Genomic DNA, 16,532 nt, shown 5'->3' on the forward strand with positions numbered 1-16,532 from the left:
AGGCTCATGTCACTCGGTTCCTTCCATGGCGTGCACGAGCGCGGGCTCGGTGATGTCCCGGCCACTGATCTCCCGTGCGATCCGGCCGTCGCGCACCACCAGGACACGGGTGCACAGCGCGAGCAGGTCCTGCGTGTCGGAGGAGCACACGAGGACGCCCATGCCCTCGTCTGCCTGACGCTCTATCAGGTCGTACAGCTGCAGGCGGGTGGCGATGTCCACGCCCGCCGTGGGTTCGCACAGCGCCAGCACCGGCGGCTGCTGTGCCAGACAGCGGGCCATGACGACCTTCTGCTGGTTGCCGCCGCTCAGGGTGGTGATCCGCGCCCCGGGGCCGGCCGTGCGCACCCCTACCCGCCTGATCCAGTCCTCCGCCAGGGCGGACTCGCGGCGCCGGTGCAGCCGCCCCGCCCGGGCGCGCAGTCGGTGCAGGAGCGGGAGGGTGAGGTTCTCGCCGACCGAGAAGTCGCCGATCACTCCCTCGCCAGCCCGGTCCGCCGGGACCAGGGGTAGGCCCAGGGCGCCGGCGTCACGCGCCTCGGTCCACCGCTCGGAGCGCTCCGGCAGCCGCAGCCTGCCGCTCACCGGCCCGGTATGAGCCCCGCACACGACGTACGGCACGACCTCGTGGCCGGAACCGACCAGACCGGTGATGCCCAGACGCTCACCCCTGCCCAGGTCGAGGTCGACCCCCCGCAGGGGCCCGGCCCACAGGTCACGGACCTCCAGGGCGGGGTCGGCGGGACCGGCGGAGGGCGCCGGGTGGTGGTCGGTCTCCGTCTCCTCGCCCGCCATCAGTTCCGCCAGCGAGCGCGGAGTGAGCTCGGCGACCCGGCGCGTGGCGATCCGGCGTCCGCCGCGGATGACGGTGACCCGGTCGGCGAGCGCGAAGATCTCGTCCATCCGGTGCGAGACGTACAGGACGCCGGCGCCGGCGTCGCGGACCTCCCGCACGATGTCGAAGAGGCGGGCCACCTCGCCGGGCGGCAGTACGGCGGTGGGCTCGTCGAGCACCAGGACACCGCGGCCGCCGTCCCAGCCCTGCAGCGCGGCGGCGATGGCCACCACCGCGCGCTGCACGGGGGTCGCCGTCACCAGGGGACGGCGTACGTCGATGCCGAGACCGAACCGTTCGACGAGGGCGGTCGTGCGTCTCTCCATCTCGGGCCAGCGGATGTTGCCGAAGGCCGTGCGGGCGAAGCCGTGGCTGAGCGCCAGGTTGTCGATGGCGCTCAACTCTCCCACCAGCCCCAGCTCCTGGTGGACGAAGCGGAGCCGGTCGTGGCGGGAGGCCGTGACATGGCCGAGGTCGAAGGGCTCGCCGTCGAGTTCGGCCACCGCCCCCGGCTCCGCGTGGTGGAAGCCGGCGAGGATCTTGATGAGGGTGGACTTGCCGGAGCCGTTGGGCCCGATGAGGGCGTGGATCTCGCCGGGTGCGACCTCGAGGTCCACGTCCCTCAGTGCCTGGGTGCCGCCGAATCGCTTCGACAGGGCGGCCACCCGCAGTACCGGCCCGGTCAACTCAGGCCCCAGAGCGCCTTGAACTGCTTCTGGTAGCTCTCGACGATCGGGAAGTCACCGTCGGCGGAAGGCAGGTTGTCCTTGGTGACGAGCATGTTGGGCAGCGCCGCCTTCTGGTCCACGGCCATGGACTGACCGGTGAAGTGCCGGGCCAGCGCGTCGACCTGGAGCCAGGCCGTCTCATGGGAGTTCAGCGTCATCGCGCCGTCGGTGAGACCGCTCTGGATGTACTGGTAGTTCTGCGCGTCACCGACGTTGACCACGATGTGCTTGCCGGTGAGGCCGGCCGTCTTCAGAGCGGCGGGCACGCCCACGTTGAGCAGGCCCAGGGAGAAGACGACATGGGTCACCTTCGGGTGTGAGCGGAGATACGACACCACGCGGTCCGGCATGTCCTTGCCCACCGCGGTGATCGGGACGTCGACGTTGTCCAGCGCGCAACCGGCGCACCACTTCTTGTAGTTGGCCGCGAAGGAGTCCTTGACGGGCTTGAGGATCGTGTACGCCGGCAGATCGAAGTACACGGTGTTCGCCTGGGCGCCGCTGTTCGACACCACCCACGAGGCGAGCATCCGGCCCTGGATGCCGACGTCCTTCGGCCCGTTCTTCAGCAGGGAGATGCCGTCGCCCACCACGTCGTCGGCGTTGGACTGGATGACGGGGATACCGGCCGCCTTCAGCTGTGCCAGCTGCTTGGTGTAGACGGCACGCGGGAAACCGGAGGCGACGACGGCGTCCGGCTTGTCGCGTACGGCCTGTTCGTAGGCGGCCTGGACGGACTCCGGCGTGCCCTGGGTGGCGATCTGCTTCACCTTCCAGCCGAGTTGTCCCGCGGCGCCGGTGAAGAAGTCGGCGAGGTCCTTGCAGGACTGGACGCCGCACAGGATGAAGTCGATCTTCTTGCCCGTGGGGATCTGCTTGCCGACCGGCTGGGTGACGGAGATCGCGGCCGGGCGCTGCGCGTACGTCTTCAGAGCCGCGCGGGCCGCCGTCAGGCCGGGCGATCCGGGCGCCGCCGCCTGCGAGGAGTCGGCGGCCGGGGTCGTGCCGCCGGCGCACGCCGTCAGGGTGAGCAGGGCAGTGACGGGGACGATCGCGGTGAGGGCGCGGCGGACCGCGCGACCGGGTCTGGAACTCATCGTTGAGTACTCCCGTGGTGTGGCGCACGCAAGAGGTGCTGGGGAATGCAGGGCTGCGTCGATCGCCGACGTGGGGTACGGCGGGGCACCCAGGGTGAGAGCCCCGGGGCGCTGGGGGCCGGGACGGGCAAAGACCGTTCCGGAACGGAGAAACTTATGAGGCACTACAGCCTCAAGTGGGTCGGAGTGTGACATGCCCCGGCGTGCTTGGGGAGAGGGTCGCCGCAAGAAAATCCAGGATCTCAAGCTGATTACGCGATGACCTCGGCAGATGCGGGCGCGTTCACTGTCGCGAGTGTTGCTCTCGACCGCAGCCCGTAACTACACTCAATCTAAAGTTTCTGCCGGAGGAGAGATGATGGACGAAATATCGGAGCTGGGCACGGCGCGGTGCCCCGGGCCCAGCGTCCAGGACTACCTCGACCAGGACAGCCGCCCGGTTCCCCCCGCCCTGAGGTACGAGCGGAACGACCACCTCGGCAGCGAGGACATCGACACCGCCCGCTTCACCTCCCGCGAATGGGCCGAACGAGAGATGCGGCAGGTGTGGCGCCGTGTCTGGCAGTTCGCCTGCCTGGAGAGCGAGATTCCCGAGGTCGGCGACCACGAGGTCTACGAGATCGGCGACGACTCGCTCATCGTCGTGCGCACGGCCCCCGACGAGATCCGCGCCTTCGTCAACGTCTGCCTGCACCGCGGACGCAAACTGCGCACCGGCGGCGGCAACGTCAGCGAGTTCCGCTGCTCGTTCCACGGCTTCGCCTGGAACCTCGACGGCACGATGCAGACCCCGCCCTGTGCCTGGGACTTCCCGCACGTCACCCCGGAGAAGTTCGCCCTTCCCGAGGCCCAGGTGGCCACCTGGCGCGGCTTCGTCTTCATCAACATGGACCCGTACGCGGAGTCCTTCGACTCCTACCGCGGCACCTTCGACGACTACTACATCTGGCCACTGGAGAACCGCTACAAGTCGCTGCACATCGCCAAGGTGCTGCCCTGCAACTGGAAGATCGCACAGGACGCCTTCATCGAGTCCTTCCACGTGATCGCCACCCACCCGCAGATGCTGCCGTGGCTCGCCGACGCCAACTCCCAGTACGACGTCATGGCGGACCAGCCGAACTGGAACCGGATGATCAACATCCAGGGCGCGCCCAGCCCGCACGTGGCGGAGTCCGTCACGGAGGAGGACGTCCTCGAGACGTTCTACGACTCGCGCGCGTTCTACGCCGCGGCCCAGGGCCGTGACCTGGTGATGCAGGAGGGCGACGAACTGCCGGCGATCCCGCCGGGCGGCACCGCCCGCCAGGTCCTCGCCGAGCGGATGCGCGCGCAACTGGCGGCCACCTCGCAGCAGGACTTCTCGCAGACCGCCGACACCGAACTGCTGGACGCCATCAACTACTTGCTGTTCCCCAACTTCAACCCCTGGGGCGGCGCCAAGTCCAACATCATCTACCGGTTCCGGCCCAACGGCCTCGACCCGGACTCCTGCACCGCGGAGATCATCTTCATGTCGTCCCCGAAGCAGCCCGGCGAGATGCCGCCCCCGGTGAAGATCCGCTGGGTGCCGGAGGACATGCTGTTCGCCGACATCCCCGAACTCGGCGTGCTCGGCCCCGTCTTCGACCAGGACTGCGAAAACCTCCCCTACGTCCAGCAGGGCCTCAAGGCGATGCGCAAGCCGGGCATCACCCTGGCCAACTACCAGGAGAGCCGCATCCGCCACTTCAACCGGACGCTCGACCAGTGGATGGACAGGTGACCCACCGCGTGGCGGTCCGACCCCTGGGCGTCGAGCTCGAAGTCCTCGACGGCGAGGACCTGTTCACCGCCGCCGGACGGCTCGGCTACCGCTGGCCCACCGTCTGCGGCGGCAAGGGCACCTGCCGTACCTGCTTCGTCCAGGTGGAGGACGGAGCCGAGAACTGTTCCCCCGTGGGCCCGTTGGAGCGCGAGGGCATCGAGGCCCTGCGCAGGCCGGTGGACGGCCTGACCCGGCTCGCCTGCCGGCTCCGGGTCGAGGGCCCGGTGACCGTGACCAAGCGCGGAGTGCGCCGCCGAGTGCAGGAGTGAGGCCCCATGTCCAAGCAAGTGATCCACCCCCTGACCGGGCATGTGTACCGGCTCACCGAGGAAGGACTCGTCGAGGTGACCGACCCCAGGACCGGGGCACAGGGCGTCTTCGACTTCCAGGCCCGGTGGCAGTCGGGCGAACTGCGCCACGCCGACCTTCAGATGGCCGGCTGGGTCGGCCGCCTCGCACAGCGGCGCACCCCGCCTCGACCGGAGGGGTGACGCCGTGTCCCCGCGCACCACCCGGGTGGTCTGTCTGGTATGCCGCCCCGAAAACGAGCCGACCCCCGGTGACTTCGCCGTCCAGGTACGCCCCCTGCCACCCCTCGGTGAGGGCCAACTCCTCGTCCGCAACCTCTACATGAGCGTCGACCCGTCCATGCGCGGGCGGCTGGAGAGCACCGAGAAGCACTACACGCACAACTTCACCCCCGGATCACCGCTCGACGGCCGGGCCCTGGGTGTCGTGGAGGAGAGCCGCTGTCCCGGCGTGCCGCCCGGTGCCTACGTCCGCCACCAACTCGGCTGGCGGGAGCGGGCCGTGCTGGACGCGGCGGACACCGACGGAGCGGATCGCATCGACCCGCAACTCGCCCCGCTGCCCACCTGGTTGGGGCTGCTCGGCCAGACCGGATTCACCGCGTACGTGGGCCTGACCCGGGTCGCGGCGCTGCGCCCCGGCGACACCGTCTTCGTGTCGGCGGCGGCCGGGGCCGTCGGCACAGCCGCCGGCCAGTTCGCGCGCCTGCTGGGCGCGGACCGAGTCGTCGGCACCGCCGGCGGGCCGGACAAGTGCGCCCTGCTGGTCAAGGAGTTCGGCTACGACGCCGCCGCGGACTACCGTGCCGAGCCGGTGCGCGACGCCCTGGCCCGGATGGCACCCGACGGCATCGACGTGTATTTCGACAACGTCGGCGGAGAACAGCTCGCCGCCGCCCTGCACGCGCTGCGGACCGGTGGCCGGGTCGCCCTGTGCGGCATGATGTCGCAGTTCGGCGGCGCCCGACGGACCGTGGACATCAACCATTTGATGCAGGCGGTCCTCAAGCGGCTGACGCTGTGCGGTTTCATCGTCCGCGACCACGACGACCTGCGGCCGGAGTTCGAGCAGCGGGTCGCGGGCTGGCTCGCCGAGGGTCGGATCACCGCGCGCGAGACGGTGGTGGACGGCCTGGAGAACGCCCCGGGGGCGCTGCTGTCCCTGCTCGGCGGCGGAAACGTCGGCAAGATGCTGGTCAGCCTGGGCGATTCCGGCTGAAACGGCACCCTTTTCGGCAGGCTGAAACGGCGCCCCCGCCCGGGGGCGCCCTTTCAGCGCATGGGGTGTGACGCGGCGACGGTGTGGGCCGTCAGGGAGACCCCGACCCGGGTCAGCCCCGCCACGGCCGCCCGGAAGTCCTTGATGTGCGCGGTGGAGAAGTGCTCGTCCAGGGCCTGCCGGGAGGTCCAGTGCTCGTACACCCGGATACGCCGCTCGTCGGCGGGATCGGCGGTCATGGCGTAGTCCAGACAGCCGGGTTCCTGCTCGCGGGTATGCCGGCCCAGCTCGACGAGGGCCTTCAGCATGGCGTCGCGGTCGGCGGGCTCGTAGTCCATCCAGCCGGCGACGATGATTTCCTCGGCCACGGGATTCCTTTCGCGGTCGTGCCCGTGGGCCCGTCGCCCCGGTGCAGGGGAGCGACGGGCCCGCGGTGCTTCAGATGCCGAGCGGCGCCGGGACGCTGTCCACGGTGACCGTGCCCTGGTCACCGTCGACCGTGATCACCATCCCGTCCCGCAGGCGCTGTGTCCCGCCCTCGACGGAGATGACGGCCGGGATGCCCAGCTCGCGGCAGACCACCACGGCGTGGCTGTTGAGCGCGCCCACGTCCACCACCGCCGCTCCGGCGACCAGGAACAGCGGGGTCCAGGCCGCGTCCGTGATCGGTGCGACCAGCACCTCCCCGGGCTCCAGCGCCTCGCACGAGGCCGGGTCGGTGACCACCCGCACCCTGCCGGTGTACGTGCCGTGGCTGCCGCCGACACCGCCGAGGACATCACCCTCGACGGCCGCCTGCGTCCGCTCCTCGGCGCGCCGCGGCCAGGTGCCGATGTCGGTCTGCGCGTCGTCCGCGACGAAGAACGGCGGTTCCAGATCGTGCAGGGCGGCGTACTCCTCCAGCCGGCGCGCGATGACGGGACCGAAGGACTCCGGGGCGGCTACATAGTCGTCGAGCTCGGTGTCCAGCACCATCATCACGTCCTCGGGCCGGGCGAAGAGCCCCGCCTCGACACCGCGGCGACCGAGCTCCCGCACGGCCATGCGGATCTCGTTGACGACGGTGACGCAGTTCGCCTTGGTGCGTTCGCGGGCCGGGATCCACACCTGGGAGGCGTGCATGCCGGCGTCGAACATGGGCTGTGTCTCCTCGGGCAGCACGGCCCGGATCTCCTGCGCCGTCCGCTCGCGCCGTTCGGTCAGCCGTGTCCGGCGGGCGGCCGGGGAGTCGTCGTCGGGACTGTGACGGATCCGGTCGACCAGGGCCAGCGCCTGGACGGGCGCCGCCTCCCAGGACAGGGCGTGGATGTCCCACTCGTTGGGGCCGCGGTCGCCGGACTCGGCCAGGAACTCCTCGAAGGCGTCGCGGAACGTCTTCACGTCGCCGGTCGCCCCGTCGAGGGCCTGCTCCACGGCGGCCGGACCCCGGTCGAACAGCGCGCTCAGCTCGGCCGAGGCCGCCACCTGCCGTGACAGCGTCCACAGTCCGGTCGAGGGGGAGGCGGAGTCGACGTCGCCGAGACCGCCGATGAGGTCGAGCATGGCGCCGGGGCGGTCCACGCTCGCGCACAGCGGGCCGAGGATCGCCGGTCCGACGGACGCGGGCAGCGAGGACTCGACGTGCCGCTGGAAGGTCGTCTCCACCTCGTCCAGCAACGACCGTGCGTACGCCACCAGTTCGGCCTCCGACAGCCGCGTCAGGTCGGGCCGGGAGCGGCGCAGTGCGCGCAGACGCTGCCGGTCGGCGTCGGCCTCCGGGAAGCCGCTCTGGCCGAGCATCCGCTGAAGCGTTCCGCCCGCCTTTGCGGTCAGCTCCTCGTCCTGGTCGTCCGGGTGCGCCACGTACACCGGCGTGTCGGAGCGCTGTCCGACGAAGGCCGCGTCGATCTGGTCCGCCGTCTGGCCCATACGGATGCCGAACAGCCGCATGTGGGACAGGTTCAGGTAGAAGTGGCCGCCGAACATGCCGACGAACGGCGGTCGGGGGCCGGCCACCTCCTCCTCGCGGTAGATGCCGAAGCCGACGAAGCCGCGACGCCAGCCCTGCAGACCGCGCCCCCAGACAAGGGTCCAGCCCAGCGGGCTGGCGGGTTCCGGCAGGGTCTCGCCCGCGTTGGCGCGGGTGTAGTGCGGCAGCCGCTCACTGCGCTGCCAGTCCGTGATCCAGCTCTTCATGACCGAGGTCTCCCGCTGTCCGTACCCGCGCCTACCACTGCGCCGTTCCGCCGTCGACACTGATCAGTGCGCCGGTGATTCCCGCCCCCGCCTCGCTCGCGAGCAGCGAGGCGACCGCCGCGATCTGCTCCACCGTGGTGATCTTCTTGGTGGCGGCGTGCTCGGCGAAGCGGCTCAGCCACTCCTCGTAACTGATGCCCTCGGCCTCGGCAGCGGCGGGCCCCGCGGCGCGCATCAGGTCGGTGTCGACGGCGCCGGGACAGATGGCGTTGCAGGTGATGCCCTGGGTGCCGTACTCGAAGGCGGTCGCCTTGGTGAGGCCGTGGATCGCGTGCTTGTTGGTGATGTAGTGGCTGATCCCCGGCTTGTTGGCCTGCTTGCCCTCGACGGAGGAGATGTTGATGAGGCGGCCCCAGCCGTGCTCCAGCATCTTCGGCAGCGCCCGGCGGGTGCCGTAGAAGTAGCCGTTGACGTTCAGCTTGAGGGCGTCGTGCCACGCCTCGTCGCTGAGCTGGTGGATGGGGGCGAAGCCGGAGCTGCCGCCGACGTTGTTGACCCAGATGTCGAGCCGGCCGAAGCGTTCGGCGGCGAAGTCGGCGAGGCCCTCGATGTCCCCCTGGCTGTTGGCGTCGCAGGGGTGGAAGACGGCCCGGTCCCCGGCGCCCATCTCCTCCAGGGCCTGCTTGCCCTTGATCTCGGAACGGCCGCTGATGACGACCGTGGCGCCGTCGGCCACGAAGGCCTCGGCGATGGCGCGGCCGATGCTGCGCGTGCTGCCCGTGATCACCGCGACACGTCCGTCGAGGCTGCCCGTAGCCACCATGCTGTTCTCCCGCGAGTGTTGTTGGTTCGTCACCTGGTGGCTCTGGCGGCTTGGGCGCCGTCTTCCAGGTGTTGGTGGATGGTGCGGTGGAAGTGGTGGAGTCCGGGCTCGTTGCGTCCGAAGACGAAATCGGTTCCGTCGAGGGCCTTCAGACCCTGCTGCACTCCGTAGGTGGTCGCGTAGTCCTCGTCGCGGACCACCTCGTGGAACCACTCGCCGAATTGGTCGGCGGCCTGGCGCTCCTCCTCGGTGACCGCCGGCTCCCGCAGCAGGATGATCTGCTGGGTCACCGATTCGGTGGCCGTCCGGGGGAGCACCAGGGAGACGGCGATCTTCTGGCGCCAGCCGCCGGCGATGGCCAGCCCGGGGAAGAGCCAGTAGATGGGGCCTACACAGTCGCCCGGATCGCGCTGGTCCGGAGGCAGCTCGACCGCCTGCGCGATGGGGCGCAGGGCCGGTGCCAGGCGCTGGTGGGGGCCCCAGGTGTCGTGGGCCATCATGTTGGAGAGGTTCGTCTCGAACACCGTCTTCGGGTGCAGCGAGGCGAAGTGGTACGTCTCCAGGTATCCGTCGAGGGTGACCTTCCAGTTGGGACTGGTCAGCTCGCTGGTGGCGTAGTGGTGGCACTCCGCCAGCCGCATACCCTCGAGGAGCGGCTGCAGATCGCCCAGCCAGGCGTCCAGGTCGGGCTCGGCCGCCGGGTCCAGCGAGACGAAGACGATCCCCGCCCGCTCCCCGGCCGGAAGCCTGACCAGGCTGCGCCCCTCGCGTGGAACGTCGCCGAAGGTCTTCTCGGCGTAGACCCCCCGCAGTTCGCCGGACAGGTCGTACGACCACGAGTGGTACGGGCAGGTGAGCCGCCTCGACACCCCGCAGCCGGGCTCGAGGAGCTTGGCCCCCCGGTGCCGGCAGGCGTTGATCATCGCGTGCACGGCGCCCTGGCGGTCCCGGGTGATCAGCACGGGGATGCCGAGCACGTCGATCGCCTTGTAGGTGTTCGGACCGGGCAGCTCGCAGGACATGGCGAGCGGCAGCGGGACGCTCCGGTGGACGGCGTCCGTCTCGCGTTGCCAGCGGTCGGCGTCGAGGTAGTTGGCGACGGGTTCCGTCCACTGGCCGTCCGCCTCGTGCGTCGTGTTGGCGCGGTAGTGCGCCATCACGCGCTCGACGAGTTCGGCGGCCTCCCGCCGCATCGTCAGGGATGCGGCGTCGGTGGACCGGTCCTGGCTGATCCACGAGGAGTATGCGGGGGCCGAGGGCGGGTTGCGGTCGGCGTCTGTCTCCCGGATCTCCGGCGAACTGGTCTGGACCACGATGTCCTCACAATCCTCCCAGCCGCGAGCCGGTGACCGGCTTCGGAATGCGACAGCTGGGTTGTGTCCGAAACTGCAACAGGACTTAGTGTTGTCTGTCAATAGAAAGTGGCGAAGTTGCGGTTCGATCTCCCGTAGGGGTGGGTGCGATGGTCATGGTCCGACCGTTCGAGGTGGGCCTGGTGGTACGGGACTTGGGGCCGATGGAGCGCTTCTACTGTGACGTGATCGGTTGTCGCCCCGTGCGCCGCTCGCGCGTACTGGTGGCCGTCGGGGGCCCGGCCGGACTGGGCGGCGAGCTGGACGTCGTCTGGCTGCAGGTGCCCTCCGGAGGGTGCGTCAAGCTGATTCTTCCCTCGTCGCCCGCGGTGCCGGCCCTCGTGGCGCATCCGCTGGCCGGACGTGCGGGGCTGTCGTATCTCACCTTCTACGTCGACAACGTGGACCCCGTGGTGGCCGCACTGGGGGCCGCGGGCGCCAAGCCCCTGTCGGACCCGGTGGTCGTCCGTGCGCACGGTCGGCGGATCACCTTCTGGGCGGATCCGGAGGGCAATGCGGTGGAGGTGGTGGACGACCGGGGCGAGGAGTCGGGTCCGGGGCGTAGTAATTAGAGAACCTGTTCAGTAAGGTGCGTGGGGCTGGTTACTGTAGAGCGACACTAGAAAGTCCACTTCCGTGGCACACCTCCCTCGGGCGAAGGGGCGGACGATGGCTCAGAAGAAGTCGGCCGATGCGGCCACACACCAGGTATCCGCGCAGGTCATCAGGGATCTGCACGAGCGCATGGTGCGCATCCGGCTGTTCGAGACCGAGGCGGGCAAACTCATGGAGGCCGGCAAGCTGCCCGGCTTCCTGCATTTGTATGTCGGCCAGGAAGCCGTGGCCGCCGGCGTGATGGCGGCCCTGCGCGACGACGACCAGATCACCTCCACCCACCGGGGCCACGGGCACGCCGTGGCCAAGGGCGTCGGCCTCCGCGAGATGTACGCCGAGCTGTACGGACGCGTCACCGGCGCCTGCCTCGGCCGCGGCGGCAGCATGCACATCAACGACCTCACCCGCGGCATGCTCGGCGCCAACGGCATCGTCGGGGCGGGCGTCCCGATCGCCGTGGGTGCCGCCTTCGCCGCCCGGTACAAGGGCGAGGACAGCGTCGCCGTCACCTTCTTCGGCGACGGCGCCACCAACATCGGCGCCTTCCACGAGGGCGCCAACATGGCCGCGATCCTCGGCCTGCCCGTCGTCTTCGTGTGCGAGAACAACGGCTACGCCGAATTCACGCCACAGTCGAAGCACATGTTGATCAACGACGTGGCCGAGCGGGCCGCCGCCTACGGCATGCCCAGCGTGATCGTCGACGGCATGGACGCGCTCGCCGTCCATCGCGCCGCCGCCGACGCCGTCGAACGGGCCCGGGCCGGCGAGGGCCCGATGATGATCGAGGCCAAGACCTACCGCTTCTTCGACCACCAGGGGGTCAAGGGCCTGCGGCACCCCTACCGCTCGGACGAGGAGGTCGCCGAGTGGAAGGCCCGCGACCCCATCGACCTGCTGGAGACCCGGGCCGTCGCCGACGGCGCCGCGACCCGCGCGGAGCTGGACGACGTATGGCAGCGCACCCGCGAGGAGATCGCCGAGGCCATCGCGTACGCCGAGATCAGCCCGCTGCCCGACCCCGCCGACCTGCTGCTCAACGTCTACTCGGGATGACCGCCATGACCACCACCACCGAAGCGCCGGCCGTCGCCCCGAACGCCGCGGCCCGCAAACTGACCTACGTCAAGGCCTTCAACGAGGGACTCGCCCAGGCCATGCGCGAGGACGAGAACGTCTTCGTCGCCGGCGAGGACGTGGCCGGATACGGCGGCGTCTTCCGCATGTTCGACAACCTGCTCGACGAGTTCGGCCCCCGCCGCATGATCGACACCCCGATCTCCGAAGCCGCCCTCGTCGGCCTCGGCGTGGGCGCCGCCGCCCGCGGCCTGCGCCCCGTCGTCGACCTCATGTTCATGGACTTCATCGGCGTCTGCCTCGACCAGATCGTCAACCAGGCAGCGAAGATGAAGTACATGTTCGGCGGCGGGCTGTCCGTGCCGCTCACCATCACCACCGCTTCCGGCGCGGGCCTCGGCGCCGCGGCCCAGCACAGTCAGAGCCTCGAGGCCTGGCTGGCCCACGTGCCCGGCCTCAAGGTGGTGATGCCGTGCGACGCGTACACCGCCAAGGGCCTGACCGTCTCCGCCATCCGCGACGACAACCCGGTCGTCGTCATGCTCAACAAGGTCCTGCTCGGCAGCAAGAGCGAGGTGCCCGAGGAGATCTACGGCATCCCGCTGGGCCAGGCGCACACCGCGCGCCAGGGCTCCGACGTCACGGTGATAGCCCTCGGCCGCATGGTGGGCGAGGCCCTCGCGGCGGCCGACGAACTCGCCGCCGAGGGCGTGGAGATCGAGGTGATCGACCCCCGCACCGTGCAGCCGCTGGACACCGAGACGATGTTCGCCTCCGTCCGCCGCACCAACCGGGTGCTCGTGGTGCACGAGGCCGTCACCTTCGGCGGGCTCGGCGCGGAGATCGCCGCCCAGATCCAGGACGCCGCCTTCGACCACCTGGACGCGCCGGTGCTGCGCATCGGCGCCCCCTTCTCCCCGGTGCCCTTCTCGCCCGTCCTGGAGAAGGCCTACGTCCCCGATCGCACCCGGATCGCCCAGGGCTGCCGGCGTCTCCTCGAAAGGTCGTGACCGACGTGGCGGTCGAGGTTCTGCTGCCGAAGATCGGCCTGACCATGCAGGAAGGCACGATCGACGAATGGCTCGTGCCCACCGGCGCCGCCGTCGCGGAGGGCGACGCCCTGCTGCGGCTGGCCACCGACAAGGTCGACGTGGACGTCGAGGCGGAGGCCGGGGGACTGTTCCACCCGGTGGTCGCGGCCGGGGCCACCGTGCCGGCCGGGGCCCTCATCGGCTGGCTGCTGGCCGAGGGCGAACAGCCACCGGACCTGGCGGGCACGCCCACGCCGGTCGGGTCGGGGACCACTGCGCCCGCCCCCGACGCCGGCGCGGCGCCCTCCGTGAACGGCACGGGTGAGAAGGGCATCGGTGACCGGCTTCTGTCCTCACCGAACGCCCGGAGGGTCGCCGCGGCTGCCGACGTCGACCTCACCGCCGTACGGGGCACCGGTCCCGGCGGACGGATCGTCTCCGAGGACGTGGAGGACTTCCTTGCGGCCGTGCCCGGCGACCTCGTCACCCTCGTCCCGTCGGGCGACACCCCCGCCTCACCCCTGGTCCGCAAGCTGGCGAAGGAGCGGGGCATCGATCTCTCCGAGGTGAACGGCACCGGTCCCGGCGGCCGCATCCGCAGAGCGGATCTGGAGGGCGTCACTCCGGCACCCGAAGCCACTCCCGCTCGTCCCAGTGAGGTCATCCCGCTCACCGGGATGCGCGGCACCATCGCCCGCAGGATGCACGCCAGCCTCCAGGAGATGGCGCAGCTGACGCACGGCTACGAGGTGCGGATGGACGCCGTGGTGTCCCTGCGGGACCGGCTCAAGGAGGAGTGGACCGACAGCGATCTGCCGGTCCCCAGCATCAACGACTTCCTGCTGAAGGCCGCGGTCCTGGCCCTGCGCGAGCACCCGCTGCTCAACGCGACGGTGCGGGAGAACGCCATTCATCTGCTCGACGAGATCCACCTGGGCTTCGCGGTGGCCGTTCCGGGCGGCCTGATGGTCCCCGTGATCGAGGACGCGGTGGCGCTGCCGCTGCCCGAGATCGCCCACCGGTCGAGGTCCCTGGCCCAGGCCGCACGCGAAGGGCGGATCTCGCCCGCGCAGCTGGAAGGGGCCACCTTCACGGTCACCTCGCTCGGCGGATACGGCGTCGACTTCTTCACCCCCGTGATCAACCCCGGCAACGTCGCGATCCTCGGCGTGGGCAGGCTCAGGGACGGCGTCGAGTGGGTGGACGACCGGCCGCTGCGCACGCGGGTGCTCACCCTCAGCCTCACCTTCGACCATCGTGCCGTCGACGGGGCACCCGCCGCCGAATATCTGCGCACCGTAGGTGAGTTGCTGAGCAAGCCCCTTCGCCTGCTGGTGTGATCCGTGGCCTATGTGGCCGGGTCGGCGATCCGCTCCGCGAGGTTGCCGACCTCGCGGACGAAGGAGCGGTGCCCCAGCGACCGGTAGACGTCGTCGCCGCGGACCTGCGAGATCGCCGCGGTCTCCAGCAGCGCCAGCAGGCCCAGGCCGATCACCGCCGCCTCGGCGTCGGAGACCGGCCTGCGGGCCGTGCGGATCAGCCGCACCAGTTCTTCCAGCAGTTCGGTACGGCTCTCCTGGCGCAGTGCCTCCGCGTCCTGGCTCATGCCGGCCGACGACACGAAGAAGACGGTGGCGGCGGACCGGTGTTCGCCCAGCCAGGCCAGCAGCGAGGTGATCGCCGCGCCGATGTCCGAGCCGGGTTCGTAGGTCTGAGTGAGTGCCTGCAACTGCTCGCGCAGCGCGGCGGCGAACACCCGCATCCCCTCCGCCAGGACCTGGTCCTTGGAGGAGAAGTGGTAGTACACCGCTGCCGAGGTCATCTCCGCACGCGCGGCGATGTCGGCCACCGTCACCTCGTCCGGGGGCTGGGTGGCGAACAGCTCCGTGGCTGCGTCGATCACCCACTGCTTGCGCGACGGACGATGAGCGGCGCGGGTTCCGGAGGTAGTCATGGTGTCAAGTATGCCGGGAGCCCGGTGCTCCGGAGGCACACGCGCAGCAGGAATTATGCCGTCGGGTGGGAGGAGTTACTGGATACAATGGTCAGTACGCAGGGCCCACGGACGCGGGTTCACGGCAGTCGGCAGGGAGCATGATGGCCACCACGAAGAGCGGCAAGCAGCCAGCCCACCGGCCCTCGCGGCGGCAGCACATCATCTCCGCCGCCGTGCGGGTGTTCGGCCGCAACGGATTCGCGGAGACCAGCATCCAGGACATCGCCGACGAGGCACAGGTGGTGCCCACCGCCGTCTACTACCACTTCGACGGCAAAGAGGAGTTGCTCGAACTTGCGATGCGACGGGTCTTCGACCAGCTGAACGCGGTCGTGGAGGCGGCGCGTCCGGAGTCCGAGCCGGGTGATGCGGAGGGCCTGGTCCGCGTCATCGACGCGGTGTGGGACTGGGTGGAGCAGAACCCGGACGAAGCCCGTCTGTACCAGGTCCAGGTGGCCTCCGCCAACGGCAGCGTCAAGGTGCTGCGGGACGAGTTCGAGCAGCGGCATGTCCAGCGTGGCTACGACTATCTGCCCGAGGGCACCACTCGCAGCCCCCGGGCGGCGAAGGCCCGGCACGCGGGGCAGGCGCTCGCGGTCCGCACACTGATCAGCACGACCATGCTCGTCACGGCGCTGCGGGCGGAGGGAGGACCGTTGTCCCAGCTGCCCTCCCCGTCCGTGCTGGAGGCGGTCAGGGCGTTGGCGCTGCGCATCGTCGGCGCCGAGGAGAAGCCGGCCCCGTCCGGGACCTGAGGCGGTTCACCAGGGCAGCGGCCTGCGGTCGGCGAACAGCCCGCCCGTCGTCTCGTCGCCCTCGGGAAGGGTCGCCAGCCAGACCGGGGTGTCCGCCCCTTCCTCCGGGCCGCGCGGAGCGGACGGCCCGCCCATGCCGCTGCGGGTCCAGCCGGGGTCGGCGGCGTTGACCAGCACGCCCGTGCCGGACAGCTCGGCGGCGAGCATACGGGTCAGGGCGTTGAGCGCCGCCTTGGAGATCCGGTAGGCGGGGTGTCGCCCGGAGTCCATCAGGGTCAGTGAACCGTAGGAGCTGGTGACGTTCACGACCCGTCCGTAGCCGGCTTCCACCATGCCGGGGACGACGGCCTCCGCCACCCGCCAGGCGCCGGTGAGGTTCGTGTCCAGGGTCGCCCGCAGGATGTCCTCATCGACATACGGGGGCCGCAGTTCCCGGTCCAGGGACACGCCCGCGTTGTTCACCAGCACGTCGATCCCACCGGTCAGCCCCGTCGCTTCCCGGACCGCTTCCGTGACGCTCTTCGCGGACGTCACGTCCAGGGCCAGCGGCAGTGCCGCCGGGCCGATGACGCGGCACGCCTCTTCGGCGGCCTCCCGTCCTCGCGCCCCGACCAGGACCCGCAGCCCCTGGTCCGCGAGCTGTCGGCACATCTCCAGGCCGATCCCACGTGCCCCGCCGGTCACCAGCGCTGTTCTCCCGCCGTGCCGCATGCT

17 protein-coding genes are annotated in these 16,532 nt (G+C 70.4%); 9 read left to right on the plus strand and 8 right to left on the minus strand.

Annotated elements, in window-relative coordinates; translation table 11 throughout:
- Window positions 1–9: 9 nt before the first annotated feature.
- Both ACZ5SK_RS28290 and ACZ5SK_RS28295 read right to left on the minus strand, forming a co-directional pair.
- Window positions 10–1,521 (minus strand): sugar ABC transporter ATP-binding protein, encoded by a 1,512-nt coding sequence (locus ACZ5SK_RS28290; RefSeq protein WP_334576386.1) that lies wholly within the window; start codon window positions 1,519–1,521, stop codon window positions 10–12.
- Window positions 1,518–2,660, minus strand: coding sequence for a sugar ABC transporter substrate-binding protein (locus tag ACZ5SK_RS28295; protein WP_334576385.1), 1,143 nt, complete (start codon window positions 2,658–2,660; stop codon window positions 1,518–1,520). Before ACZ5SK_RS28295 ends, ACZ5SK_RS28290 begins: the two co-directional genes overlap by 4 nt.
- A gap of 358 nt (window positions 2,661–3,018) precedes the next feature.
- Between ACZ5SK_RS28295 and ACZ5SK_RS28300 the strand changes: the two genes are divergently transcribed.
- The 4 genes from ACZ5SK_RS28300 to ACZ5SK_RS28315 are packed head-to-tail and all read left to right on the plus strand — an operon-like array spanning window position 3,019 to window position 5,994.
- Window positions 3,019–4,425, plus strand: a complete 1,407-nt coding sequence (locus ACZ5SK_RS28300) for an aromatic ring-hydroxylating oxygenase subunit alpha (protein WP_334576384.1) — start codon at window positions 3,019–3,021, stop codon at window positions 4,423–4,425.
- A gap of 8 nt (window positions 4,426–4,433) precedes the next feature.
- On the plus strand, window positions 4,434–4,736 hold the full coding sequence (locus tag ACZ5SK_RS28305; RefSeq protein ID WP_334576383.1) for a 2Fe-2S iron-sulfur cluster-binding protein: 303 nt from the start codon (window positions 4,434–4,436) through the stop codon (window positions 4,734–4,736).
- A 6-nt stretch (window positions 4,737–4,742) separates the two neighbouring features.
- Window positions 4,743–4,958 (plus strand): transposase, encoded by a 216-nt coding sequence (locus tag ACZ5SK_RS28310; RefSeq protein ID WP_319670073.1) that lies wholly within the window; start codon window positions 4,743–4,745, stop codon window positions 4,956–4,958.
- 4 nt (window positions 4,959–4,962) lie between these two features.
- A complete protein-coding gene (locus ACZ5SK_RS28315; RefSeq protein ID WP_334576382.1) occupies window positions 4,963–5,994 on the plus strand; it encodes an NADP-dependent oxidoreductase in 1,032 nt (343 codons plus the stop codon).
- Between the two features lie 53 nt (window positions 5,995–6,047).
- Here ACZ5SK_RS28315 and ACZ5SK_RS28320 read toward each other — a convergent pair whose 3' ends face one another.
- From ACZ5SK_RS28320 to ACZ5SK_RS28335, 4 genes are all read right to left on the minus strand, one after another.
- Window positions 6,048–6,362, minus strand: coding sequence for a putative quinol monooxygenase (locus tag ACZ5SK_RS28320; RefSeq protein ID WP_334576381.1), 315 nt, complete (start codon window positions 6,360–6,362; stop codon window positions 6,048–6,050).
- Between the two features lie 70 nt (window positions 6,363–6,432).
- Window positions 6,433–8,169 carry a PEP-utilizing enzyme gene (locus tag ACZ5SK_RS28325; protein ID WP_334576380.1) on the minus strand — a complete coding sequence of 579 codons (1,737 nt, stop codon included), beginning with the start codon at window positions 8,167–8,169 and terminating at the stop codon, window positions 6,433–6,435.
- Window positions 8,170–8,200: 31 nt separating this feature from the next.
- A complete protein-coding gene (locus ACZ5SK_RS28330) occupies window positions 8,201–9,025 on the minus strand; it encodes an SDR family NAD(P)-dependent oxidoreductase (protein WP_457493695.1) in 825 nt (274 codons plus the stop codon).
- Complete coding sequence (locus tag ACZ5SK_RS28335; protein ID WP_334576377.1) at window positions 9,022–10,305, minus strand: aromatic ring-hydroxylating oxygenase subunit alpha; 1,284 nt, start codon at window positions 10,303–10,305, stop codon at window positions 9,022–9,024. Before ACZ5SK_RS28335 ends, ACZ5SK_RS28330 begins: the two co-directional genes overlap by 4 nt.
- A 155-nt stretch (window positions 10,306–10,460) precedes the next feature.
- Between ACZ5SK_RS28335 and ACZ5SK_RS28340 the strand changes: the two genes are divergently transcribed.
- The 4 genes from ACZ5SK_RS28340 to ACZ5SK_RS28355 all read left to right on the plus strand — a co-directional run bounded on the left by ACZ5SK_RS28340 (window position 10,461) and on the right by ACZ5SK_RS28355 (window position 14,407).
- Window positions 10,461–10,916, plus strand: a complete 456-nt coding sequence (locus ACZ5SK_RS28340) for a VOC family protein (protein WP_468576678.1) — start codon at window positions 10,461–10,463, stop codon at window positions 10,914–10,916.
- Window positions 10,917–11,013: 97 nt separating this feature from the next.
- A complete protein-coding gene (locus ACZ5SK_RS28345) occupies window positions 11,014–12,015 on the plus strand; it encodes a thiamine pyrophosphate-dependent dehydrogenase E1 component subunit alpha (RefSeq protein ID WP_334576374.1) in 1,002 nt (333 codons plus the stop codon).
- Window positions 12,016–12,020: 5 nt separating this feature from the next.
- Window positions 12,021–13,046: an alpha-ketoacid dehydrogenase subunit beta gene (locus ACZ5SK_RS28350; protein ID WP_334576373.1), complete on the plus strand. Its 1,026-nt coding sequence runs from the start codon at window positions 12,021–12,023 to the stop codon at window positions 13,044–13,046.
- A 5-nt stretch (window positions 13,047–13,051) separates the two neighbouring features.
- Window positions 13,052–14,407 (plus strand): 2-oxo acid dehydrogenase subunit E2, encoded by a 1,356-nt coding sequence (locus ACZ5SK_RS28355; RefSeq protein WP_361705265.1) that lies wholly within the window; start codon window positions 13,052–13,054, stop codon window positions 14,405–14,407.
- A gap of 8 nt (window positions 14,408–14,415) precedes the next feature.
- On the opposite strand, the gene ACZ5SK_RS28360 is transcribed toward ACZ5SK_RS28355, so the two are convergent.
- The gene (locus ACZ5SK_RS28360; RefSeq protein ID WP_334576370.1) at window positions 14,416–15,021 is read right to left on the minus strand and encodes a TetR/AcrR family transcriptional regulator; all 606 of its coding nucleotides are present in this window, start codon (window positions 15,019–15,021) and stop codon (window positions 14,416–14,418) included.
- A gap of 143 nt (window positions 15,022–15,164) precedes the next feature.
- On the opposite strand from ACZ5SK_RS28360, the gene ACZ5SK_RS28365 reads away from it, so the two are divergent.
- A complete protein-coding gene (locus ACZ5SK_RS28365; RefSeq protein WP_334576369.1) occupies window positions 15,165–15,818 on the plus strand; it encodes a TetR/AcrR family transcriptional regulator in 654 nt (217 codons plus the stop codon).
- A 6-nt stretch (window positions 15,819–15,824) separates the two neighbouring features.
- Here ACZ5SK_RS28365 and ACZ5SK_RS28370 read toward each other — a convergent pair whose 3' ends face one another.
- On the minus strand, window positions 15,825–16,502 hold the full coding sequence (locus tag ACZ5SK_RS28370; protein ID WP_334576368.1) for an SDR family NAD(P)-dependent oxidoreductase: 678 nt from the start codon (window positions 16,500–16,502) through the stop codon (window positions 15,825–15,827).
- Window positions 16,503–16,532 lie beyond the last annotated feature (30 nt).

This window comes from Streptomyces sp. NPDC031474 (assembly GCF_055581185.1).

Excerpts from the sequence above, each read along its gene's own strand:
- ACZ5SK_RS28310 (WP_319670073.1), top strand. The coding sequence starts at position 4,743 with ATGTCCAAGCAAGTGATCCACCCCCTGACCGGGCATGTGTACCGGCTC.
- ACZ5SK_RS28365 (WP_334576369.1), top strand. The coding sequence starts at position 15,165 with ATGGCCACCACGAAGAGCGGCAAGCAGCCAGCCCACCGGCCCTCGCGG.
- ACZ5SK_RS28360 (WP_334576370.1), bottom strand. The coding sequence starts at position 15,021 with ATGACTACCTCCGGAACCCGCGCCGCTCATCGTCCGTCGCGCAAGCAG.
- ACZ5SK_RS28300 (WP_334576384.1), top strand. The coding sequence starts at position 3,019 with ATGGACGAAATATCGGAGCTGGGCACGGCGCGGTGCCCCGGGCCCAGC.
- ACZ5SK_RS28350 (WP_334576373.1), top strand. The coding sequence starts at position 12,021 with ATGACCACCACCACCGAAGCGCCGGCCGTCGCCCCGAACGCCGCGGCC.
- ACZ5SK_RS28340 (WP_468576678.1), top strand. The coding sequence starts at position 10,461 with ATGGTCCGACCGTTCGAGGTGGGCCTGGTGGTACGGGACTTGGGGCCG.
- ACZ5SK_RS28295 (WP_334576385.1), bottom strand. The coding sequence starts at position 2,660 with ATGAGTTCCAGACCCGGTCGCGCGGTCCGCCGCGCCCTCACCGCGATC.
- ACZ5SK_RS28345 (WP_334576374.1), top strand. The coding sequence starts at position 11,014 with ATGGCTCAGAAGAAGTCGGCCGATGCGGCCACACACCAGGTATCCGCG.
- ACZ5SK_RS28325 (WP_334576380.1), bottom strand. The coding sequence starts at position 8,169 with ATGAAGAGCTGGATCACGGACTGGCAGCGCAGTGAGCGGCTGCCGCAC.